Raw genomic sequence first — 22,505 nt, 5'->3', positions numbered from 1 at the left:
GTGGGCCTGGGCCGGGTGGTCCTGCCGCGTGACGAGGTCAGTGCCTCCCTGCGCGAGCTCTACGAGCTGCGCCTGGCCCTGGCTCCCTACTACCCCGCACGCACGCGCTAGGCACCGGGGCAGGCCCCACCACCCGCCCGAGCCTTCCGCTAGTACCGACCCTCTCGGCGGCCTCACTAGTGCAGGTAGTGCAGGCTGTCTGTACGTTCGTGTCTGCCTCTCCGGGGCAGAGAGGTGAGACGGGGAGCCAGGGGGTAGGGTTCGCGCCATGAGAGCTCCCCGTGTCGTCGTCCTGGCCTACGGGTCCGGTAATGTCCGCTCCGCCGTGCGCGCGCTGGAACGGGTAGGGGCGGACGTGTCCCTGACACAGGACCCGCAGGAGGCCGGGGAGGCTGACGGGCTGGTCGTCCCCGGTGTCGGTGCCTTCGGGGCAGTTATGGACCAGCTGCGGCAGGTGGGTGCTCCGGGGGTCATCGACCGCCGCCTGGCCGGAGGGCGTGCAGTCCTGGGGATCTGCGTGGGGATGCAGGTGATGTTTGACTCCTCCCAGGAGCACGGGACCCGGGCTGAGGGTCTGGGGCAGTGGCCGGGTACTGTGACACGTCTCCAGGCAGAGGTCGTGCCCCACATGGGGTGGACCCGGGTCCGCCCGCCGGGCTCCTCGGTCCTGTTCGACGGCCTTGACCAGGAGCGGTTCTACTTTGTCCACTCCTACGCCGCTAAGACTGACCCCGCCTCCCTCATGGGGCAGGGCCCCACTCGTGCTCCCCAGGCCACCTGGGCCACGCACGGGGAGGACTTCCTGGCTGCGGTGGAGAATGGGGCACTGTGCGCGACCCAGTTTCACCCGGAGAAGTCCGGTGACGCCGGGGCGCAGCTGCTGCGCAACTGGATGACGACGCTGTAAGGAGTTTGCAAGAATAATGGTGGAAAATAGTGTGGAAAGCAATGCTGTGCTGACTCTCCTTCCTGCTGTTGACGTGGCTGACGGCAAGGCCGTCCGGCTCGTTAGGGGCGAGGCCGGGTCACAGACCGACTACGGCAGCCCCCTGGAGGCAGCTCGGGACTGGGTGCGGGCTGGTGCCCGGTGGATCCACCTGGTGGACCTGGACGCCGCCTTCGGGCGCGGCTCGAACGCCGACCTCCTGGCACGCATCGTCAGGGACGTCGGTGTCAACGTCGAGCTCTCCGGCGGTATCCGTGACGACGACTCTCTCACTCGGGCGCTGGACGCCGGGGCGGCTCGGGTGAACCTGGGGACGGCTGCCCTGGAGGACCCACAGTGGACGCAGCGGGTCATTGCTGAGCACGGGGAGAGGGTCGCCGTGGGGCTGGACGTGCGCGGTACGACCCTTGCCGCCCGGGGCTGGACCCGGGAGGGAGGAGACCTGTGGGAGACGCTCGCCCGACTGGACCAGGCAGGCTGCGCCCGCTACGTCGTCACCGACGTCACCCGCGACGGGACCCTCACCGGGCCGAACACCACGCTGCTCAAGGAGGTCTGCGCCCGCACCAGCGCCGTAGTCGTCGCCTCCGGTGGCATCGCTGACCTGGACGACCTGCGTGCGCTCAGGCGGCTGGTCCCCGACGGGGTCGAGGGCGCCATCGTTGGCAAGGCTCTCTACAGTGGCAGCTTTACTCTCCAGGAGGCCCTGGAGGCTGCCGGGGCGCAGCCGGGGCAGGGATAGCCTGATGTCCCGGCCTCGGCCTCACCGCCTGCCCCACCGCCGGAGGGCGCCTCGTAATGTCGCCCCGAGCGCGACGGCACTCGTGAGCAGGTATCGGCCGTAGTGCTGGCGGGTGATCGGTCCCAGAGGCTTCTCCAGGGCCATCAGGGCTATCGTGACGCCCGCCATGCGCACGGTGCGTTCTCCTGCGGCGTGCACCAGGACCTGTGCCAGGGGCAGGCCGCGCCGTCCTGATTCCGTGGCCAGTAGCGAGACCGGCAGGCTTGTCAGGACCTGGCTCCAGTATCCGTGTGCTCCGGGGCGCAGGAACCGGGAGGCGGCCGCCTCCATCGACGGTGTTGCCCACAGGGCTGACGGGCGCAGGCCGACGCGTGCCAGGAGGTAGGTCGTGGCCACGCCGAGGACCGAGCCTGCAACGACCACCATCCCCCGGCGCCACATCAGCTCGGGACGAGTCAGCCCGATCCAGGCCTGGCTCAGCTCCGCCGGGACAGGCAGGAAGAGCGCGTCGGCCAGCCCCCAGGTGAACATGACGAGGTCTCCTCGCCTGCCCGACATCGCCTGCCGCAGCACCGTGTAGACGTCAGAGACCGGCGCTGGTCTGCGGGGGCGTCTCAGCATCTCGACAACCTGGGCGCGGGCCTCCTGGCTGACGGCGGCGACGTCGTCGCTGGGCATGATCGGGCGCCCGACACGCACCTCCACGGGGGAGTACCGGGGCAGGCCCCCCTTCTTCGGCATCATCTCCCGCGAGCCCACCAGGGCCACCGGCAGGACGGGGATGCCGAAGTCCCGGGCCAGGCGGGCGGCCCCGGAGTGGAACCGGCCCACGTGCCCATCACGGCTGCGGGTGCCCTCGGGGAAGACCAGGACGCTCATGGATTCAGCCACTCGGTGCGCCAGTATCCCGCGTAGCTCCTCGTAGGCGCCCTCCCCGGTGCGCCGCACCGGGTAGGCACCGAGCAGACCTCGGGCCAGGGAACGGCGCAGCCACGTGGAGAACCAGTAGTCCTGGGCTGCCACGGTCACCACCCTCATGAGCGTGGGGGAGGCGCTCATCATCGCGATGGTGTCCGCGTGGGAGCCGTGGTTGGCCACGACGACGCAGGGACCGTCGGCGTCGAACTCTCCCTCGACGTGGACGCCGCCGAAGGGGGCGATGACCGCCGACCACAGCCACTGGCGGGCAACGGCCCGCCATGTCACCTTGGGAGGGGTGAGCACGATAGAACGCGGCTGCTGCGTGCCTGGGGCGCGGGTAGGTGTCGGCCAGGGAACGGGCACCGTGCTAGGGGAGGCCATAGGGCGTACCTTTCTGTGTCGACCGGGATGCCGACACTGTGGTCGTGGTGGGGCAGGCAGGAGGGACTGGCTATCCGAGGGCAGCGGCCACGGGCGCAAGCGGGAGGGAAGGGCTTGTCCCGCCCGGGAGGTCCTCGCAGCCAGAAGAGGAGCCGGGAGGCCGGGCCCTGGTGCTGTCGGCGTCCAGGACCGCCCAGGTGTCAGGGAAGATTCCGAGGCGCGCTGAGTTTCTGACCAGTAGGTCCGGCCACAAGGTGCGCCGGTATTTTAGGGCGTCAAGTGAGGGCACCGTTCCAGGATAACGGTGTGGCAACGCCATGGGGAACTGTACGATCGGTGAGAATCTCTCCTGTGTCTCCTCCCAGGTTTTCCGATGACACCTGCCAGGGGCGCTATTGCTGCTGCCAGGCCGTGCTCGGGAGGAGGCCGTCGACCCTGACGGAGACGCCCAGGAGTTTCTGTGAAGTCACTCACTTGTGGTGGAATGCGCTGAAGGGGCGCGGTGGGTTCCTCGTGAGGGGCGGTCGAGGGGAATAGTTGTGAGGCAGACGCGGCACCGCCTTACCGGATATCGTGCCTCCTGTGAGTACCTCAGCCTCGTCGCACGCTGCCGGGCCTCATCGCAGGCTGGATCTAGCGATGGCGGCGGGCGCCCGCGCCAGGATGGAGCGTCTCCTGGCCGCCCCGGTCTCGTTCCGCGACGACGACGGCTCCGTGGACCCCGATGTGGCCGACGCCCTGGCGGTACCGGGTCTGCCCCGGCACAGGTACCTGGACGCCGTGTGGACGGTACTGGCTGGCAGCCGTCTCCTGGTCCCGGTCCAGGCTCACGGGAGGCCCGGCGGCCCCGCGCGCGTCACGGTCGGTCGGGACGCTGTCGACCCGCCCGCTCGGCGCCGGGACGTGCCCGGTGAGCAGGCTCGCGCCACAGACCCCTGCCAGGACGCGGCCACCCTGGCAGTACGCGCTCCTGACGGCCGCCGGGCGCTGCCGGTGTTCACCTCCGCCGAGGCGATGCGTGCCTGGCGCCGTGACGTGCGACCGGTTCCCGTAACCGCCCGCCGGGCGGCACAGGTGGCGGCGGCCGTGGCCGACATGCTGTGGGCGCTGGACCCGGGGACTCGTGACCTGTGTCTTCCCCGTCCGGCGCTGCTCGCGCTCTCGGAGGGCCGGGAGTGGGTGCCCTCCTGGCGCAACGACGTGGTGCAGGCCCAGATACGTGCCCGACTGGAGTCTGTCGAGGCAGTCCGCAGCGTCTCCTTTGAGCCAGGCACACGTGCTGAGTTGCGGGTCCTGGTGGGCGTCGAGGGCGGCGGTGCTCGCCGCACTGAGGTGCAAGCGGCGGGAGAAGCCAGGGACAGCCACGGGGAGACCAGTGAGGACAGGGCCAGGAGGGCCGTCAGGGACTGCCAGCAGCTCCTGGGCAGCCCCGAGTGGGGACACCTTGTCGACACTGTCGAGCTGTACCCCCTTCCAGCATGATGACGGTCATGTTGACGGTTATGTTGGCGGTTATGTTGACGGTCATGATGGCGGTGCGGCCGTGACCTGGCGCCGTGGACCCGCGCGCGGGGAAGGTGTCGCGCACGGGGGCCAGCACGGGCATCCAGTCCGCGCCGGGCACGTGGGGGCTGGTGCGTGGGAGCCCGACGGGGCCGTCGGCCAGGTCCTGGTGAGCGCCCGGGGCCTTAGCGTCGGCTACGGGGGCGTCGCGGTGTGTGCCCCGGCGTCCCTGACCCTCAGGCCCGGCCAGGTCCTCGCCCTCGTGGGCGTCAACGGCGCGGGGAAGTCCACGCTGGTGCGTACCTGCTGCGGCCTGCTGCCACCTGTGGAGGGAGAGGTGCGGCTGCTAGGGAGGATCCCGGACCCACGCTCTGCCGCCCAGCGGGCGGCCGTGGCCTGGGACCTGGGTGAGGACTCCTTCTTCCCCTCGCTGACTGTCGCCGAGCACCTGGGGCTGGTCTGCTACGGGCACGGGGTCCTCGACGCGGACACGGTGGTGGACTCCCTGCTAACGGACCTGGACCTGATCGGGCAGGCGGACAGCCTGCCCGATCGGCTGTCCTCGGGACAGCGACGACGCCTGGCCCTGGCCTCGGTCCTGGCGCGCCCGCGTCGTCTCCTGGTCCTGGACGAGCCGGAGCAGCGCCTGGACCACGTCATGCGCCGCCTCCTGGCACAGCGTCTGGTCCAGGAGGCCCAGGAGGGCAGGGCGGTACTGCTGGCCTCCCACGACCCCGCCCTTGTGGCGGCCGCCGCCACCCAGGTACTTCTTGTCGGGGCGCACACCTGCGTGCTCAGCGTGGAGGAGGGACTCAGCGCCATGAAGGAGGGACTGTGATGGCCGGGCCGACAGGCAGCGGTCCGGTCGCTCGCCCCACGGGCGGCGTCCCTGGTGGCCCGGCTCCTCACCCTCCTGACCTAGCGCAGGTGCGCCGGTGGACCAGGTACCGGGTCTCCTCGTCCAGGCGTGCCCGCACGTCCTGGCCCGCCCTGGTGAGCAGGATCTACTCAGGCCTGCTGTACCTCGCGGTCCTGGTGACGCTGCTGCTGCCCCACCTCGCCTCCCCGACCTCCTCAGTGCGCAGGGACCCTGTCGGAGCAGGTGCCGGGGCGGGCGAAGCCGCGTCGCCGTGGCTCGGGCTAGACCCGGGGTGGGTGGCCGCTGCCCTCCTGCTGGTGCTGCTTGGTCTTGCCGTTACTCCCCTGAGCCGGGTCGGCCCGATGTTCCTGCGTCCCTGGGAAGCCGTGTGGTGGCTTCGTCTCCCGGGGCGTCGTGACGGTCTCCTGCTTCCTGTGGCGCGCGCCGAGATGGCCGGTGCGGCGGGACTCGCAGCGGTGTGCGGGCTGGTCCTCGCGCTGCTTGTCGGTTCTGGCTGGCTGGCGGGGCTGGCCTGGGCGGTGCTTGCTGCCACTACAGGGTGGGCACTCATGACCGGCCTGCTGCTGGCCCAGTGCCGTGCTGCCCCGGTGTGGCCGGTGCGGGCGGTGCTGGCGGCTGCGGCGGCCGGGGCGCTGGCGACCGGGCTGTTCCGTCCTCTGCCGGCAGGCGCGGCTGGCGTGGTGGGTCCTGGCTACCTGGCGGCTGCGGCGGCCGGGGTGGCCTGGTCCACCTGGAGGATGTGGGTGCGTCCGCGGCTCGGTGACCTGCGTGACGCGGATCTTCTGGCTGTGGTGGCGCGCTCCCTTGGAGCCCAGGTCTCGCTGCTGTCCCTGGACACCAGGGCGCTGGGCCGGATTCTGAGTCCCCCGGTGGCATCCCCGCGCCGCTCCAGCCGACTGGCCCTAGCGGCGTGGTGGAGCAGGCGGCTGCCTGCAGGGCTGCGTCCCGTGCCGTGCACGGTACAGGCGGACCTGCTCCTGCTAGGGCGCCAGCCCCGTCGGGGCCTCCAGCTGCTCGCGGGGCTCGGGGGCGCGCTCCTGGCCCAGGCTGATTCAGGGACTGACCCGCTGGTGCGGGTGGTGGCGTTCCTGTGCGCAGCCTGGGTGGCCACGCACGCCGTTGCTGAGCCCGCCCGGTGGGCGTGGTTTGACGGCGTGCCCGACGCCTCCTGGCCGACAAGCCCGATCCTGGTGCGGGCGGCCCACCTCCTGGTCCCGGTGGCGGCGATGGTGCCGTGGTCGGCTGCGGCCCTGGTCCCGGTGGTGGTCGCGGGCAGTGTGGGCTGGGCGATGTGGCTGCCTGTCGTGGTGCTGGCAGGTGCGGGGTGGGCGGGCGCAGCGCTGCGCTCGGGGCTGCGACCTATGCCGGACTGGACTGCCGGGCTGATCACCTCGCCCATAGGGTCGCTTCCTCCAGGAGCGGTCCAGGCGGTGGTTGCTGGCGGGGACGCCGTCGTGCTCGCAGGTCTGCCGACAGCCCTGCTGGCTGGTGGCTGGCAGCCGTCCTACCTGCTCGTGGCGGCGCAGGCGGGGGCGAGCGCCCTGGTGGTGTGGTGGGGCCTGGTCACCGGCCTGCGACGCTAGGTGGGGTGTTGGCGGCGGTGGCCGTTCCTGCTACGATGTCAGCCTGACCGACCGGGGCCAGCCCCGGCGCGCAAGTGGAGAGATCCCACCTTGGTCCCTGTCAGGGTCCGGGTTCATGCAAGGGTGTACCCTTCGTGGTAGTTCGGTGGCCTTGGCCGCCCGGGCTGCCGCGCTCTGTGGAGGCCTCCGACCTGCGTGACAGGGAACGGGGGCCTTTTCCTGTTCCTGAGGTCGTCCGTGACTCTAAGAGTGAGGTACTGTCATCAGCGAGCCCCGTGTCAACGAACGGATTCGTGTTCCAGAAGTGCGCCTGGTCGGCCCCAGCGGCGAGCAGGTAGGTGTCGTGCGTGTCGAGGACGCCCTGCGTCTTGCCGAGGAGGCCGACCTCGACCTCGTCGAGGTCGCTCCCAACGCGCGCCCGCCGGTGTGCAAGCTCATGGACTACGGCAAGTACAAGTACGAGTCAGCCATGAAGGCGCGTGACGCTAGGCGCAACCAGGCCAACACCCAGCTCAAGGAGATCCAGTTTCGTCCCAAGATCGACGAGCACGACTACGCCACCAAGAGAGGCCACGTCGAGCGCTTCCTCAAGGGTGGGGACAAGGTCAAGTGCATTGTGCGCTTCCGTGGTCGCGAGCAGTCGCGCCCTGAGCTGGGGATCCGCCTCCTCCAGGGCCTAGCCGAGGAGATGGCCGAGCTGGGGACTGTCGAGTCCCACCCCCGCCAGGACGGTCGCAACATGGTGATGGTCCTGGCTCCGACCAGGAAGAAGGCGGACGTCAAGTCGGACCAGCGACGTCGCCGCGAGGAGGCTCGTGCTGCCCGCCGTGCTGAGAAGCACGCAGGCAGGAACGAGGAGGCGCACTCGCAGCAGGCACCCCAGCACTTGTGACACCGGCTGCCTGCGCAGGCGTCCTGGCGCTGCCTGGCAGGGGTGCTTCCCCTGGGCACGGTAGGCCGGGTGAGTCTGGGACGATGCCGAAGACCCCGTGTCCTGTACACATCCAGAACCGCCCCCTCACACCCTGTGAGAGGGCCCGCAGTCCCCAGGTCCTGTGGCCGGAGGGGCAGACAAGAGGAAAACATCCATGCCGAAGAACAAGACGCACTCTGGTGCCAAGAAGCGCTTCCGGGTCACCGGCAGCGGCAGGCTAATGCACGAGCAGGCGAACAAGCGTCACCTGCTGGAGGTCAAGTCCTCCCGTCGCAAGCGCAAGCTGTCCAAGGACCAGCCGGTCGCCCCGGCTGACGTCCGCCAGGTCAAGAGGCTGCTCGGTCGCTGACCGCCCCACCACGTAAGGAGCTTTTCTCATGGCACGTGTCAAGCGGGCGGTCAACGCCCACAAGAAGCGTCGTACTGTTCTTGAGCAGGCCTCGGGGTACCGGGGCCAGCGCTCCCGCCTCTACCGCAAGGCCAAGGAGCAGGTCACCCACTCCGGCGTGTACGCCTTTCGTGACCGCCGTGCCCGCAAGGGTGACTTCCGGCGTCTGTGGATCCAGCGCATTAACGCTGCTGCCCGCGCCGAGGGCCTGACCTACAACCGGTTCATCCAGGGGCTGGGCCTGGCTGGTGTCGAGGTCGACCGCCGGATGCTGGCTGAGCTGGCGGTCAACGAGCCTGCTGCCTTCAAGGCCCTGGTGGGTACCGCCCGCGCCGCCCTGCCCAGCGATGTCAACGCTCCCCGGGCCTGACTCGGCCGCAGGCCGGTGATGCGGCCTATGGGAGCACGATGGTGCCGCCCTCCGCAGTAGCGGGGGCGGCACCATCGTCTGCCGGGGGTGGTGGGCGGCGGGCCACTGGCTGACGCCGACTCTCGGTGCCGCGCCGCAGCCCGGCCTCCCGTAGGCTTGACCGCCATGAGCCCCAGGAGCACCTCTGCCGACCTCGACGACCTCCTGCTGGGGGATGACGATGCCCCCGGTGGTGCGGGCGGCCCGCAGGACCTTCCCGTTCGCGGGCCGCGGCGACGTACCATGACGGAGGGGGTCGCGGCCGGGCACGAGGTCCTTGTGAACCCAGGCTCGACCAGGGTGGCGCGCGTCGCCGGACTGGTGCGACGCACCGCCCGCGCCAGGCACCACAGGTTCCTGGTCGAGGGTCCCCAGGGGGTCCGGGAGGCTGTTGCCTACGCCCCTGACCGGGTCCTTGACCTATACATGACGGAGCGAGCGCTTGAGCGCCACCCTGAGATCTGGGTGGCAGCCGAGGAGGCCGGGCTGTACCGCCACCTCACCAGTGAGAGGGTCATGGAGGCGATGAGCCCGGACGCCCAGGGCGTCCTCGCAGTGGCTGCCATGGAGGAGGCCACGGGCAGTGAGGCCCTGGCCTCGGCTGTCAAGGACGCACGCCTGGTCGCGGTGCTGGTCGAGATCCAGGACCCGGGCAATGCCGGCACGATGATCCGTGTGGCTGACGCCGCCGGGGCAGACGCGGTGGTGCTGGTGCGTGGCTGCGTCGAGGCGACCTCGCCCAAGGTGGTGCGCTCCACCGCGGGGAGCCTGTTCCACCTTCCCGTGGTGACCGGGGTGGCTCTTGACGACACTGTCAGCGCCCTGCGCGGGGCGGGACTGGCCGTCCTGGCCGCTGACCGGGGCGGGGAGCTGGACCTGTTTGACGCCACGGACCTGCTGTCGGCCCCCGCAGCCTGGGTGCTGGGCAACGAGGCCCAGGGGCTGGGACCGCAGGTTCTGGAGCAGGCTGACGCCTCCGTGTCGGTTCCGGTCTACGGCAGGGCCGAGTCTCTCAACGTCGCCGCTGCCGCTGCCGTGTGCCTCTACGCCAGCGCCCAGGCGCTGAGGTCCTGAGGCAGGCTGAGGTCCTGGGATGACTGGAACGACCGGGCCCGGTGCCCCGGTCGGCAGTGTCGGTAGTACCAGCGCTGTCGGTGACGTCCTGCGTCGTCGGCCTCACGGGACGGGGTCTCTCCCGTGGACCGCAGCGGTGCTGGTGCTGGTGCTGCTCTCAGCCACCTCGGCCTGGGAGGAGACGGGGCAGTGGCCGGTGGTCGCCGTAGTGTGTGTCCTAGGTGGTGTCCTGTGGTGGCGACGCCTGGACGCTGACGCGGTTGGTACAGTGGTCCTGGCGGCAGGGGCGCTCCAGCTGGCGCTCCTTGACTTCGCCCTGACAGCAGACGTCCTCGTCCTGCTTGCCCTGTTCCGCGTAGGGGCGCAGGGTCGTGCGACCCTACGCCCCCTGTGGGCGGTGGCACTGGTCCTGGGCGCGTTCCTGGCGGCACTGAGATGGAACCAGGACGAACAGGGCGTGGTAGCCGACTCCCTCTACCGTAACGACTTTCGTTCCGTTGTGCTCTTCGTCCTGGGGGGCGGGCTGCTTGCGTGGGGCGCAGGCCGTCTGCTGGCCCTCAGGCGCGATGCTGTCCAGGCGCGTGCCGCAGCACAGCGGGCGCGACAGGCTGAGGAGGAGCAGCGTCTCCTCGCCCAGGTCGCCGCTGTGCGCACCCGCACGGCCCAGGACGTCCACGACGTCGTCGGCCACGCCCTGGCCCTGGTTGCTGTCCAGGCCGAGGCCGGGCACTACCTGGTGACAGCTCCGCAGGAGGAGGTCGACCTGACCGATCAGCAGCGGCTGGACCAGGCCCGAGGTGTGCTGGAGACCGTCCTGACTACCACGCGCAAGGCGTTAGAGGAGACCCGCTCCCTGACCCACGCACTGGCAGCCGGTGCAGACCATGACGGGGCAGCGTCCCTCTACCCGGCGCCGGGCCTGGACGCCCTGCCCGCACTGGTGCATGAAGCCAACCGCTCGGGCGTCCCCGTCCACCTCACGGTCCAGGGCGAGCCTGGCAGCCACGGGCCGGTGGACCTGGGCGCCCAGACTGCCCTCTACCGGACGGCGCAGGAGGGAATTACCAACGCTGTCAGGCACGTGCCCGCGGTGAGCCGTATTGATGTGGCGCTGGTTCATGCTCCGGACAGCCTGACCCTCACGGTCACCAACGACGCCCCGGCACCCCTGGCCGTCCCGAACGACTCGGGCAGCACCACCCTGGCAGAGCGGCTCAGCGGTACGGCAGGGGGGACGGGGCTGCGTAGCCTGGGCCACAGGGTGGAGGCTGCTGGAGGTCGGCTGCAGGCGGAGCCGCTGCCTGGTGGAGGCGTGGTCCTCCGGGTGCAGGTTCCCCTTCCTTAGGTGGAGGCGGATCGGGCGGCCCCGGCGGAGCCGTAAGGCCGTAAGGTGGCGCAGTGCTCGTCACGGTGGTATCACAGTGGTACACCTGGCGCGGGCAGTCTGAGAACGGAGCGATGCCGTGACGTCATTACCACCGGCCGCAGCGACTGGAGCAGGGTTACCGGGGCCGGGGCCTGCGCCGCGGCCGGTGCGCGTGCTTCTTGCCGACGACCAGGACCTGGTGCGGGCTGGCTTCCGGATGATCCTGGACGCCCAGAAGGACATGGTGGTCGTGGGCGAGGCTGCTGACGGGCAGCAGGCGCTTGTCGCGGCCCAGGCGCTGCACCCGGACGTCATCCTCATGGACGTACGCATGCCCCTCATGGACGGGATCGAGGCCACCCGGGTCCTCGCCCGCAGAGATGCCCAGGTACGCGTGCTGGTCCTGACCACTTTCGACCTCGACGACTACGTGGTCGAGGCGCTGTGCCACGGTGCGTCAGGGTTTCTCCTCAAGGACGTCAGTGCCCCCGAGCTCATAGCCGGGGTGCGGGCGGTGGCCCGCGGTGACTCCGTCGTAGCGCCCTCCGCGACGCGGCGCCTGCTCAGCCGGTGGGTCGCAGGCCAGGCCGCCTCCGGCGCCTCCGTCTGCGCTCGCCCCCGGGGGCTACCCGGTCCCAGCGCTGGGGCGCAGGCACCTCCCACGGGCACACCCACCCGCCAGGATGGGCGGCTGGCAGCCCTGAGCGCACGGGAGCGGGAGGTCCTCGCCCTGGTGGGCCGGGCGCTGAGCAACCGGGAGATCGCCGAGCGGCTCGTGGTGGCCGAGTCGACTGTCAAGACCCACATCAACCGGATTCTGCGCAAGCTCGCGGTACGAGACCGTGTCGGCCTGGTTGTCCTGGCCTATGAGACAGGCCTGGTCCGCCCCGGAGACGAGGACTGAGCCTCAGCCCTGACCCGTGGGGAGGAGAGCTGGTGCCACACCCAGTCCACCCCCGGGTGGAACCTGGTTCGACAGTGTCAGCTCAGGGTTGGAATGACGGGAAAAGCTCTGGATCTCCGTCCAGGCGGGCGCTAGCGTCATGACCGTGACCCCAACCTATTCATCGCCAGCGCCAGGTTCTCTGTCACCCTTAGAGACCGCCGAGGACGCGGGACGGCACCGTCCCGCCCGCCGCTACCAGGTCCTGGACATCCTGCGGGGCTTCGCCCTGTGCGGCATCCTCCTGGTCAACATAGGGGACATTGTGGAGCTCGGCTGGGACCTGCCCGCCGTGGTGGGACAGGAGCCCTCTGCCGCGCAGACGGCGCTGCACTACCTAGTGTCCACCCGCTTCGTGCCGATCTTCGCCTTCATGTTTGGTATGAGCATGACCTTTGTCGCGGACTCTGCCCGTCGACGCGCCTCCTCACCCGGGCGGGTCCTGGCCCGGCGCCTGGGAGTGCTGCTGGTCATTGCTCTGGCACACTCGCTGGTCTACCCCGGGGAGGTCCTCAGAGCCTACGCGATCGTCGGGCTCATGGTGCTGGTTCTGGTGCTGCTGCTTCCCCGCCGCCTCCTGGCGCTGCTGGGGGTGGTGGCTACGGCGGTCAGCTATGCGGTAGCCGGCTCAGGTGTCCTCAATGTCCCTGGCCTGTTTCTTCTCGGCGCGGCGGCTGCGGCCTACGGGCTGCCTGCCTACCTGGAGCGGCCTGACCGTCGTCTGCTGGCAGCCACCGTGGTGGTAGCGCTCCTGACGGTGCCTGCCGTCCTTGCCCAGGTCCACGAGCCCGGTGGTGATCCCCGTTTTGGCACAGCCGGAGGAATCGCCGGCGGGATCATGGCTGTGCTCTACGTGTGCCTGGTGGTCCTGGCCTGCTCGACCTCCCTGCGCAGGCCGCTGGCAGCCCTCCTGGAGCCGTTGGGCCGCACCAGCCTCAGCTGCTACGTGGGAGCCAGCCTCGTCGTGGCACCCATAGGCGTGGTGGCGCACTGGACCGAGAGCCGCGACGTCGTGCCTCTGCTGTGGACGGCCCTGGTCGTGCTCCTCGCCCAGTCCCTCCTGGCGCGGGCGTGGCTGTCCCGCTTCCGTTACGGCCCTCTTGAGTGGATGTGGCGCTGCCTGACCTGGTGGCGGGTCGAGCCCCTGCTCCGCCGGTAGGGGAGGCCTGACCGCTTCCACGCGCCAGCGAGTAGGCGAAGGGCCTGAGGAAGACCAGGGGGGAAACGCTTCGCCCTGGCGGAGATGAACTGGCTGGGTGTCACGCCGATGACGGCGGCTGGCTGGTGGCCAGCCGGGTACGTGGCTCGCAGCTCGACCGCTCTGCGATATCGACCTGTGATGATCGTCCCAACGGTCTCTCTCGGGCAGATCTCCTGGATGAGGGGGCGGCTGGGGGTGCTAATGTGCCCCCGGACGGCCCGTGGGAACCGGATGGGTCAAGGACCCGGTACGGCCGACGGGGTACGCGTATGACGGAGGAGGAGACGTGCTCAGGCGGATGTGCTGCTGTTGCTGTCACTGACGTAACCGCTTCCGCCCACCTGCCCTGAGACCGTCCCCAGACCAAGACGAGGTGCCTCGTGTCCCCTGCTCCACACCCTGCCCACAGCTCCTCCCCGTCCGGCGCCGCTGCCTCCCCACCACCTGGCCAGCCCCAGGACCCCCTGGTGCGTATCAGCCACGTCACCAAGTACTACGGGGACTTCAAGGCGCTTGACGACGTCAGCCTGGACATCCACCGTGGCGAGGTGGTCGCGGTCATTGGTGCCTCCGGGTCGGGAAAGTCCACCCTGTGCCGCACGGTCAACCGTCTTGAGACCGTCTCAGCAGGCAGCGTCGTCATCGACGGTGTGCCCCTTCCGGAGGAGGGAAGGGAGCTGGCCCGCCTGCGTGCCGACGTCGGCATGGTCTTCCAGGCCTTCAACCTCTTCCCGCACCGCTCGGTGCTGGACAACATCACGCTCGCCCCCACGCGCGTGCGCAAGGTTCCGGTCCCTCATGCGCAGCAACGTGCCCGCGAGCTCCTGGAACGGGTAGGGCTGGCCGACCAGGCTGCCAAGCGGCCCGCCCAGCTCTCCGGGGGCCAGCAGCAGCGCGTGGCCATCGCCCGCGCGCTGGCCATGGATCCCAAGGTCATGCTCTTTGACGAGCCCACCAGCGCCCTGGACCCCGAGATGATCACCGAGGTCCTTGACGTCATCCAGGACCTGGCTACCTCCGGCATGACCATGCTCGTGGTCACCCACGAGATGGGCTTCGCCCGCAGCGTCGCCGACCGCGTCGTCTTCATGGACGCGGGGCAGGTGGTCGAGGAGGCCGAGCCCGCCACCTTCTTCGCCTCTGCGCGCACCGAGCGGGCGCGTGCCTTCCTGTCTACTGTCCTGAGCCACTGACCCGACCCCCCGAGACCTGCTGACGTCCTGCTGCTGACCCCTTCCACTGATCTCCTCCCGCGACTCCCACCGACCTCCGACCGACCTCTGAGCAACGCGCAGCCGCCCCGGCAGCCGCCGCCAGCCCCTATGAAACCAGCCCCTGCGAAAGGTCTCCTGACATGACTGCCCAGCACGCCCGCCCCGCCCTGACCGTCCCGACTGGCCTGACCCGCCGTCGCCTCCTGGGTGCCAGCGGTGCCGTCTCGCTGGCGGCCGTGCTGGCGGCCTGCGCCGACACCGGTGCCGACGGCCAGGCCGTTGACGCCTCGGGCTCCGGTGGTGCCGACTACGACACCGTTATCAACTCCGGTCCGGTGGCCGCTGACGACGTGGTGGCAGCCTCCTCATGGGCGTCGGCCATCCGTGAGGCCGGGGTGCTCAGGACCGGGGGCACCAAGACCTCCGAGGTCTTCTCCCTGGAGGACGCGACCACTGGTGAGGTCTCCGGCTTCGACGCCGCCTTCGCACAGGCCCTGGCCCGCTACATCATCGGCGGGGACGACGCCCGCTCCCTCCTGGAGGTAACCCAGGTCACCTCTGACACCCGCGAGACCATGATCGAGAACGGGCAGGTGGACGCCGTCCTTGCCACCTACACCATCACCCCCGAGCGCGCTGAGAAGATCGCCTTTGCCGGCCCTTACTACTCCTCCGGCCAGTCCGTCATGGTGCGTGCCGAGGAGACCGGCATCAACGGCGTCGACGACCTGGCTGGCGTGAGGGTGGCCGTCCAGTCCAACTCCTCCTCCGGCCCCGCTCTGGACGAGGCCGCCCCGCAGGCGGAGCAGGTGCCGTTCCAGGAGAACGGCGACTGCGTGGCCGCCCTCGAGGCAGGCCAGGTGGACGCCTACGTCGTCGACCAGTCCCTCCAGCTCAGTGTGATGCAGTCCAACGACGCCGTCACGATCGTGGGCGAGCCCTTCACCGAGGACCCTTACGGCATCGGGCTGCCCAAGGACTCCGACGCCCAGGAGTTCGTCAACACCTTCCTGGAGACCATCTACGAGGACGGCACCTGGGACGCTATCTGGGCGGCCACCATCGGCGCCGTCATGGGCGGTGACGCTCCACAGCCCCCTGCCATCGGCTCCGTCCCCGGCTCACAGGCGGCCGGGGCCTCACCCACCGCGTCGGCTGACGCCTCTGGCACCTCAGATACCGCGACGTCGGAGGCCAGCGACGCTGCGACGTCGGAGGCCACAGACTGACCCGGGGCAGCCCGCCTGACCTGTCCCCAGTCCACACGTGCCGGGTGGCCGGGCCCCGTGGCCCGCACCCGGCCGTCCGGAGGAGGTGCTCGTGACCGTCATCACCGACAATCTTGGCGTGATCGGCCAGGGTCTGGCCACGACCCTTGTGATCGCCATGCTCGGCTTCACGCTTGCGCTGGTGGTCGGTACGCTCATCGCGCTCTTTCGCGTCAGCCCGATCCCGCCGCTGCGGGTCCTGGGCGCCGCCTGGGTGACGGTGGCCTGCAACATCCCGACCCTGTGCCTGATGATCCTGGCGGCCTTCGCCGCCCCGCGTGCCGGGGTGCCGCTGTCCCTGTTTGCGGCAGCTGTCACAGCCATTGTCTTCTCCGCTTCTGGCTTCGTGTGCGAGACGGTGCGCTCCGGTATCAACTCTGTGCCCAAGGGGCAGGTCGAGGCGGCCCGAGCCCTGGGGATGCCCTTCGGGCTGATCATCACCACCGTGGTGCTACCCCAGGCGCTGGCGCGCACCATCCAGCCACTGGTCAACATCTTCATCTCCTGCCTCATCGGCTCCTCGCTGGCTGCCGCCATCGGTGTGCCCGAGCTGACCAACGTCACCCAGCAGCTCAACCTGCGCTACGCGCAGGCGGTGATCACCTTCCTCACCTCGGGCCTGACCTACCTGGCTATCGCCTTCCTTGCCACCAGGCTCGGAGCCGTGCTGGAGCGCCGCGTCACCGGAGGGGAGGCCCGTTCATGAGTCTTCTGACTGCACGCACCTCTTCTCGCCCGCGTGGTACCACTGACGCCGACCTGCTCTTCGATGCTCCCGGCCCCAGGGGACGGCGTCGCATTCTCATCGGCTCAGTAGCCGTCACCCTGGTCCTCGTGGCGCTGGTGGTAGCCGCCCTGGTGCAGCTCGACCAGGCAGGCCAGCTGGCCTATCCCAGGTGGCGCTACTTCCTGGGGCAGTCGGTCGTCAGCTATCTCGGCCGCGCGCTGGCTGACACCCTGCTCGTCACCGTTGTGGGTGCCGCCTTGTCCTTCCCCCTGGGGATCGGCCTGGGCTGGGCGCGCATGAGCCGCTCCACGGTGGTGCGCCTGGTGGTCGGCACCTGGATCGACGCCATGCGCGCCGTCCCCATGCTGCTGCTTATCTACTTCTTCCTGCTGGCGGTGCCGCGCTGGGGGCTGACGCTGTCACCGTTGTGGATGCTGACCGTCCCCGTCATCATGTGCTCCTCGGCGACCACAGCGGAGGTGTTCCGCTCCGGGGTGGCCGCCCTGGGCCGGGGGCAGAGCGAGGCGGCCTTGGCGCTGGGGCTGAGCCGGGGCCAGACCATGCGCCTGGTGCTGGCCCCTCAGGCGCTGCGCCTGATGCTGCCGACCCTGGTCACCCAGCTGGTGACGATCCTCAAGGACTCCTCGCTGGGCTACGTGGTGGCCTACGCCGAGCTCATGTACGCGGGGCGCCTGCTGGTGTCCTCCGCGCGGGTCAGTGCCCACCTCGACGTGTACCTGCCCGCCTACGTCATCATCGCGGTGGTCTACGTGCTCGTCAACTGGGCGCTGGGTGCGCTGGCGCGGCGTGTGGAGGCGCGTACCCGCTGAGCTCCCGCCCTACAGGCATCGTCTCGTAGCGAGCGCGGCTACGACGCAGGTGTGTGTCACTACAGGCGGGGTGGCTTCGTCATGGCAGCTGGTCCAGCAGGGCGAGAGGGAGGGATTGAGATCCTAGGTGGGCACAGGGTCGAGGACCCAGATCCGGGTGAGCAGGTTACGGTTGGTTTGGGTGGTGGTGCTCCGGGCTGGTTGTCTGAGTCTCCCGCAGTGGCTGCACCAAGGATCGCCGAGTAGGAGGCGGTCGTGGACGTCGCCGCAGCCTAGGAGCGTAGCCAGGCCCAGAGATCCGGGTCTGCGGATCGAGCCACCCTGCTCAAGGATGTCACGGTCAGTGACGTGCTCGATGTAGGAGTCGAGCTGGACGGCTCTCGCCCGGGCCGTCAGCGCGCTCACCGGGACAGGTCGCGGTGCTGGTAGGCGACCAGGCCCAGGAACGTGCCGACCAGGCCGACTGCGGCCTGCACTGCTAGCGGCATCCAGTCGGGGTCGCTGACGACGTCAAGGTGGTGCCCCACCACGCTCAGTTCCTGAGCCCACCGGGGCAGCTCCACCAGGCCGCCGAGCAGCCGTGCGAAGGCGCTCCAGGCAATCACTGCCCACACGATCCCGAAGCGCCGCGGCGCCACGCCGATCACTGCCAGGGTGATGCCAATCGCCGCCAGCACTCCGGGCAGCTGGCTGACGGTGAACACGAAGGCCCGCTCCACAGCATGGTCCGCGGTTACCTGCGTGGCCGTGGCAGTGGCCAGCACCGTCCCGCACAGCACCAGCAGGACGGCCGCTACCACCACTGCCGAGGCGGCCTGGGTCAGGAACAGGCGCCAGCGCGGCATCCCGACGGCGACCTCAGCATCCACCAGCCCGGCGGTCTCATCGGTGGCCAGCCGGCCCGCCTGCCCAGTCGCCGCCACCGCGATCAGCAGTACCAGCAGCACGGTCATCAACGACATGAACTGCGCCATCACGCCGACATCGGCCTGCACCAGCACGTCCACATAGGCGGCGATGCGATCGTCCCGCATCATCTCCAGGATACTCTCGGTCGTAGAACCGAATAGCGCTGAGAAGCAGGCCACTGCTGCCGCCCATATCAGTGTTGTGCGTGTGGACAGGCGCGTGAGTAGGTCGGCGTAGCCGTGGATCCGCCAGCGGCGTCGGCTGGTGGCTCGGTCGGGGAGGTAGCCACCCGCATACTCCCGGTGGGCGTACAGCGCCCCGGCGGTCGCGACCAGCATCCCGCATATCGCGGTGCACGCCGCCAGTGGGACGGGGTCGTCGTCGGTGTAGGGGGCGACCAGGTCGCGCCAGCCTAGCGGTGTGGTCCACCGCAGCCAGGCGGCACCGGATTCATCGGCCAGCACCCGCACCACGAAGGCAACTCCAACGCATGCCAGTGCCAGAGGGCGGGCGCCGGCAACGCTGCGTGCCAACTGGCAGACCACGGCGGCCAGCCCCGCGAAGCCCCAGCCGACGATCGCGGTCACTCCTGCCAGCGCCCAGGCGCCCGGCGCGGTCAGCGCCTCAATCCCGTGTGCCTCGGCCATGAGCGTGCTGCCCACGAAGGCGGCCAGGACGCCGACCGCCGCCCAGGTCACCAGTACCGGGGCCAGGAAGGGCACCCACCTCCCGGCGCCCGCGCTGCGCAACAGCTCGGTCAGGCCCTCGTCCTCGTCCGCGCGCATCAGGCGGCAGGTCAGCAGCACCGCCATGAGCGCCGTGCACACGAGCAGGTAGGTGGCGCCCTCCCACTCCACCAGCTGGCCTATCGTGCCTGGTTCGGGGAGCTCTCCGTACAGCAGGCGGGTGCCGGGGGAGGCGCGCAGCGCCTCAACCACCGCATTGCCGCCCGCACCACCGGCGCCGTCGGCGTCGGAGAAGTAGGCGTCCTGATACGTCGGTGCGAAGGAAGCCATACCCAGCCACAGGGGAAGGATCCAGGCCAGCACCTGCACGCGCAGCCTCCGGGCGGTCAGCCGCAGCGCGTGGCCCATACCACGCAGGTCATCGTGGTGGATCATCCGCGTACCTCCTCGTAGTGACGCAGGAACAGGTCCTCCAGGCTCGCTGGCCGACAGCTCACGTCGGTGGCTCCCTGCGCGGCGACGGCCGCCAGCACCTGGGGGACACGGGCGGGAGTCACCTGCACGCTCAGGCGGCCGTCCTCTACCGACACATCGCCTTCCAGCTGCGGCAGCGATGCCGCGATGCCGCGCAGCTGATCCGTGTTGCCGCCGACCTCGATCCGGGTACGGGCCAGCTGCTGCAGCCGGGTCAAGTCGCCTTGCTCCACCACACGCCCGTCCTTGATGATCGTTACGGCGCTGCACAGGCGCTGTACCTCGGCGAGGATATGGCTGGACAACAGCACGGTGCGCCCCTGGGCCGCGGCGCGGGTCACCTCATCCATGAATACCTGTTCCATCAGCGGGTCCAGGCCACTGGTCGGCTCGTCGAGAATCAGCAGGCTGGTGGGTGCGGCCAGTGCCGCAACCAGTGCCACCTTCTGCCGGTTGCCCTTGGAGTAGGTGCGTACCTTCTTGCTCGGGTCCAGGGCGAAGCGCTCGATCAGCTCCTTCTCCCGGGCACGGTCTCGCCTACCGCGCAGACCTGCCAGGGCGTCGAGCGCCTGCCCGCCGGTCAGGCTCGGCCACAGGGCCACGTCCCCGGCCACGTAGGAGATCTCTCGGTTGATCTCAGGGGCTGCCCGTCGTGGGTCGGCGCCATGTACCCGCACCGTGCCGCCGTCGGGGTGGTACAGGCCCAGCAGAGTACGGATCGTGGTGGACTTGCCTGCTCCGTTCGGGCCGAGGAAGCCGTGCACCTGGCCGACGGCGACCTTCAGGTCCAGCCCGTCCAGGGCGGTGAAGCGCCCAAAGCGCTTGACCAGGCCCTGGACACGAATCGGGGTGCCGGATGGATTCGTGGCGCCGACGGCGCGGCCCCTGTCTTTGCGTGCTGTCACCAGTGGTGTCCTTTCATGGGAGTGCGAGTGGTGGGATCGGGATCAGGGACGGTCCGGAGGGGGACCGCTTATAACGCGGGCTCGTCACCGGCCAGGCGTTTAAGGACGACGGCGAACTCCGGGTCCGTCATGAGCAGCTCCAGGAATCGGTTGAGGTACAGGTGCTGCGCCGGTCCGGTGTAGGCGTCGGTGATCATCTGGGTCAGCCGCCAGGTGGTGCGCCCCGGCGCCCCGGCCGGAAAGCCCGCGAACGCGGCCAGCGCCGCACGTCGGTGCCGGAGGGTGTACTCCCAGGTCTCCTCGGCCAACTGGATGGCCGAGGTGCGGGCGACGTCCCCATGCAGCTGCTCCAGGCGGGCGATCTCCGTGTAGATGCGCACCCCTGCTTCCCAGTCCGTGGAGTCCAGCTCGGCCAGGAAGGCGTTGATGCTGTCGGGGACAAGGTCCAGGGCAGCCAGGGCCGTCACTACCTGCCGCTCGGCCCGCAGTCCGCGGGCGTTCAGGCCCGCCTCGTCAAGACGTGCCTGGACGGCGTCGTAGAAGCGCACCAGCAGCTGGGGGATGGGCGTGAGCCCCTCCCCGTCCTCGACCCGGGCTATCAGCTCCTCGATGCGGGCCTCCTGCGCCTGCAGCCCACGGCGGCGTGCCAGGATCTCCTCGCGGGTGGCCCGTAGACTGCCCAGCACCGAGTCGCGGTCGGTGCCTCCTGGGTCCTGAGCGAGTACCTCGGCAATCTGCGCCAGGGGCAGCCCGCCCTCGGCCAGCCAGCGTATCCGCATGAGCCGGGCCAGGTGCGCGACGCCGTACTCGCGCTTCCCGTGCACGGTCGGCGGTACCGGCAGCAGCCCGAGCCGGTGGTAGTGGCGCACCGCCCGCGGGGTGGTACCGGCCAGGTCGGCGATCTCCTTGACGCGCATGCATCCATCCCAGCAGGTGACGCCGCGTCACCGTCAAGTTCTACGTCACTGCCAGGCCCTGTGCGTGACCGCGTCCACGTGACGTGTGGTCATGCTGTGCTGGTGCCGTGCGGGTGCCACGGTCCCGAGACGATTTCGGGCGCTCCTGCGCAACAGACTAGTCTGGCCCAGACTACTCTGGACACTCTGACCCACCTGGTGGAAGGCAACCGCATATGACTGACGCCCCCGGTGCGCTCTCGCCGACGGACGAGGTCGGCGTCAACGCCCTCGTCGAGCAGGCCCTGGCCGCCGTCGACGCTGCCGACAGCCTGGCCGGGCTCAAGGAGGCGCGCCTGGCCTACCTCGGCGACGCCTCTGCCCTGGCCCTGGCCAACCGGGAGATCGGTCGGCTCCCGGACCGTGCCGCCAAGGCCGCCGCCGGCAGGCTGCTCGGCGGTGCTCGCGGCCGCATATCCGCCGCCCTGACCGAACGCCAGCAGGTGCTCGAGGCCCAGGCCGAGGCGAACATGCTGGCCACCGAGGCCGTCGACGTCACCGTGCCCACCGCCCGCACCACGCCGGGCGCCCGTCATCCCCTGGACGTCCTCGTCGACGAGGTCTGCGACCTCTTTGTCGCCATGGGCTGGTCCATTGCCGAGGGGCCGGAGGTCGAGCACGAGTGGTTCGACTTTGACGCCCTCAACTTCGACACCGACCATCCCGCCCGCCAGATGCAGGACACCTTCTACGTCCAGGGTGAGTCCGTGGGCGCTGCTCCCGGGCACCCCTCCAACCTCGTCCTGCGCACCCACACCTCGCCGGTGCAGGCCCGGGTCATGCTGGAGCAGGACCCGCCCATCTACGTGGCGTGCCCGGGCAAGGTGTTCCGCTCTGACGAGCTGGACCAGACCCATACCCCGGTCTTTCACCAGGTTGAGGGCCTGGCGGTGGACAAGGGTCTGACCATGGCTCACCTCAAGGGCACCCTCGACCACTTTGCCAGGGCGATGTTCGGTCCTGAGGCCCGTACCCGCCTGCGCCCCTCCTTCTTCCCCTTCACCGAGCCCAGCGCCGAGATGGATCTGTGGTTCCCGCAGAAGAAGGGCGGAGCTGGCTGGATCGAGTGGGGCGGCTGCGGCATGGTCAACCCCAACGTCCTCACCGCCTGCGGCATCGACCCCGAGGTCTACACCGGGTTCGCCTTTGGGATGGGCCTGGAGCGCACCCTCATGCTGCGCCACGGTATTGCCGACATGCACGACATTGTCGAGGGCGACATCCGCTTCTCCCAGCAGTTCGGTACTACCGGAAGGGGACACTGA

General features: G+C 69.8%; 22 protein-coding genes. 17 read left to right on the top strand and 5 right to left on the bottom strand.

Features of this window, described 5'->3' with window-relative positions; genetic code table 11:
* The first annotated feature begins 268 nt into the window (after positions 1-268).
* Positions 269-907, top strand: a complete 639-nt coding sequence (gene hisH, locus D4740_RS12545; RefSeq protein WP_119837210.1) for an imidazole glycerol phosphate synthase subunit HisH — start codon at positions 269-271, stop codon at positions 905-907.
* Positions 908-953: 46 nt separating this feature from the next.
* Positions 954-1,688: a bifunctional 1-(5-phosphoribosyl)-5-((5-phosphoribosylamino)methylideneamino)imidazole-4-carboxamide isomerase/phosphoribosylanthranilate isomerase PriA gene (priA, locus tag D4740_RS12540; RefSeq protein ID WP_119837219.1), complete on the top strand. Its 735-nt coding sequence runs from the start codon at positions 954-956 to the stop codon at positions 1,686-1,688.
* A 21-nt stretch (positions 1,689-1,709) separates the two neighbouring features.
* Here priA and D4740_RS12535 read toward each other — a convergent pair whose 3' ends face one another.
* On the bottom strand, positions 1,710-2,990 hold the full coding sequence (locus D4740_RS12535; protein ID WP_119837209.1) for a 1-acyl-sn-glycerol-3-phosphate acyltransferase: 1,281 nt from the start codon (positions 2,988-2,990) through the stop codon (positions 1,710-1,712).
* Positions 2,991-3,572: 582 nt separating this feature from the next.
* On the opposite strand from D4740_RS12535, the gene D4740_RS12530 reads away from it, so the two are divergent.
* The 14 genes from D4740_RS12530 (at position 3,573) to D4740_RS12465 (ending at position 17,310) form a co-directional block, all read left to right on the top strand.
* On the top strand, positions 3,573-4,472 hold the full coding sequence (locus D4740_RS12530; RefSeq protein ID WP_259390835.1) for an SseB family protein: 900 nt from the start codon (positions 3,573-3,575) through the stop codon (positions 4,470-4,472).
* Between the two features lie 61 nt (positions 4,473-4,533).
* The gene (locus tag D4740_RS12525) at positions 4,534-5,331 is read left to right on the top strand and encodes an ABC transporter ATP-binding protein (protein WP_243106968.1); all 798 of its coding nucleotides are present in this window, start codon (positions 4,534-4,536) and stop codon (positions 5,329-5,331) included.
* Positions 5,331-6,956, top strand: a complete 1,626-nt coding sequence (locus D4740_RS12520; protein ID WP_147392921.1) for a DUF6297 family protein — start codon at positions 5,331-5,333, stop codon at positions 6,954-6,956. The genes D4740_RS12525 and D4740_RS12520 overlap by 1 nt, the downstream gene beginning before the upstream one ends.
* 262 nt (positions 6,957-7,218) lie before the next feature.
* Positions 7,219-7,848: a translation initiation factor IF-3 gene (gene infC / locus D4740_RS12515; protein WP_119837206.1), complete on the top strand. Its 630-nt coding sequence runs from the start codon at positions 7,219-7,221 to the stop codon at positions 7,846-7,848.
* Between the two features lie 196 nt (positions 7,849-8,044).
* On the top strand, positions 8,045-8,239 hold the full coding sequence (gene rpmI, locus D4740_RS12510; protein ID WP_119837205.1) for a 50S ribosomal protein L35: 195 nt from the start codon (positions 8,045-8,047) through the stop codon (positions 8,237-8,239).
* A gap of 28 nt (positions 8,240-8,267) precedes the next feature.
* Positions 8,268-8,648: a 50S ribosomal protein L20 gene (gene rplT / locus D4740_RS12505; RefSeq protein ID WP_119837204.1), complete on the top strand. Its 381-nt coding sequence runs from the start codon at positions 8,268-8,270 to the stop codon at positions 8,646-8,648.
* Positions 8,649-8,930: 282 nt separating this feature from the next.
* On the top strand, positions 8,931-9,761 hold the full coding sequence (locus D4740_RS12500; RefSeq protein WP_396027250.1) for a TrmH family RNA methyltransferase: 831 nt from the start codon (positions 8,931-8,933) through the stop codon (positions 9,759-9,761).
* 19 nt (positions 9,762-9,780) lie between these two features.
* Entirely contained in the window at positions 9,781-11,106 is a 1,326-nt protein-coding gene (locus D4740_RS12495) for a sensor histidine kinase (protein WP_119837202.1), read from the top strand.
* Between the two features lie 238 nt (positions 11,107-11,344).
* Positions 11,345-12,031 carry a response regulator transcription factor gene (locus tag D4740_RS12490; RefSeq protein WP_119837217.1) on the top strand — a complete coding sequence of 229 codons (687 nt, stop codon included), beginning with the start codon at positions 11,345-11,347 and terminating at the stop codon, positions 12,029-12,031.
* 145 nt (positions 12,032-12,176) lie between these two features.
* A complete protein-coding gene (locus D4740_RS12485; protein ID WP_259390833.1) occupies positions 12,177-13,229 on the top strand; it encodes a DUF418 domain-containing protein in 1,053 nt (350 codons plus the stop codon).
* 509 nt (positions 13,230-13,738) lie between these two features.
* The gene (locus D4740_RS12480; RefSeq protein WP_119837216.1) at positions 13,739-14,464 is read left to right on the top strand and encodes an amino acid ABC transporter ATP-binding protein; all 726 of its coding nucleotides are present in this window, start codon (positions 13,739-13,741) and stop codon (positions 14,462-14,464) included.
* Between the two features lie 161 nt (positions 14,465-14,625).
* The gene (locus D4740_RS12475; protein WP_119837200.1) at positions 14,626-15,714 is read left to right on the top strand and encodes a glutamate ABC transporter substrate-binding protein; all 1,089 of its coding nucleotides are present in this window, start codon (positions 14,626-14,628) and stop codon (positions 15,712-15,714) included.
* Positions 15,715-15,805: 91 nt separating this feature from the next.
* Positions 15,806-16,459, top strand: a complete 654-nt coding sequence (locus tag D4740_RS12470; protein WP_119837199.1) for an amino acid ABC transporter permease — start codon at positions 15,806-15,808, stop codon at positions 16,457-16,459.
* On the top strand, positions 16,456-17,310 hold the full coding sequence (locus D4740_RS12465; protein WP_119837198.1) for an amino acid ABC transporter permease: 855 nt from the start codon (positions 16,456-16,458) through the stop codon (positions 17,308-17,310). Before D4740_RS12470 ends, D4740_RS12465 begins: the two co-directional genes overlap by 4 nt.
* Before the next feature lie 123 nt (positions 17,311-17,433).
* Here the strand turns inward: D4740_RS12465 and D4740_RS12460 are convergent, their stop codons facing one another.
* From D4740_RS12460 to D4740_RS12445, 4 genes are all read right to left on the bottom strand, one after another.
* Positions 17,434-17,715: a hypothetical protein gene (locus D4740_RS12460; protein WP_119837197.1), complete on the bottom strand. Its 282-nt coding sequence runs from the start codon at positions 17,713-17,715 to the stop codon at positions 17,434-17,436.
* On the bottom strand, positions 17,712-19,340 hold the full coding sequence (locus D4740_RS12455) for an ABC transporter permease (protein WP_119837196.1): 1,629 nt from the start codon (positions 19,338-19,340) through the stop codon (positions 17,712-17,714). Before D4740_RS12455 ends, D4740_RS12460 begins: the two co-directional genes overlap by 4 nt.
* The gene (locus tag D4740_RS12450; RefSeq protein ID WP_243106970.1) at positions 19,337-20,284 is read right to left on the bottom strand and encodes an ABC transporter ATP-binding protein; all 948 of its coding nucleotides are present in this window, start codon (positions 20,282-20,284) and stop codon (positions 19,337-19,339) included. Before D4740_RS12450 ends, D4740_RS12455 begins: the two co-directional genes overlap by 4 nt.
* A gap of 68 nt (positions 20,285-20,352) precedes the next feature.
* Positions 20,353-21,201 (bottom strand): MerR family transcriptional regulator, encoded by an 849-nt coding sequence (locus D4740_RS12445; protein WP_119837195.1) that lies wholly within the window; start codon positions 21,199-21,201, stop codon positions 20,353-20,355.
* A 215-nt stretch (positions 21,202-21,416) separates the two neighbouring features.
* Between D4740_RS12445 and pheS the strand changes: the two genes are divergently transcribed.
* On the top strand, positions 21,417-22,505 hold the full coding sequence (pheS, locus tag D4740_RS12440; RefSeq protein WP_119837194.1) for a phenylalanine--tRNA ligase subunit alpha: 1,089 nt from the start codon (positions 21,417-21,419) through the stop codon (positions 22,503-22,505).

The organism is Actinomyces sp. 2119 (assembly GCF_003591215.1).
In the GTDB taxonomy this organism is placed as follows: Bacteria; Actinomycetota; Actinomycetes; order Actinomycetales; family Actinomycetaceae; genus Actinomyces; species Actinomyces lilanjuaniae.
Note: the sequence above shows the minus strand (reverse complement) of the source record. Positions and strands in the feature narration are given on the sequence as shown.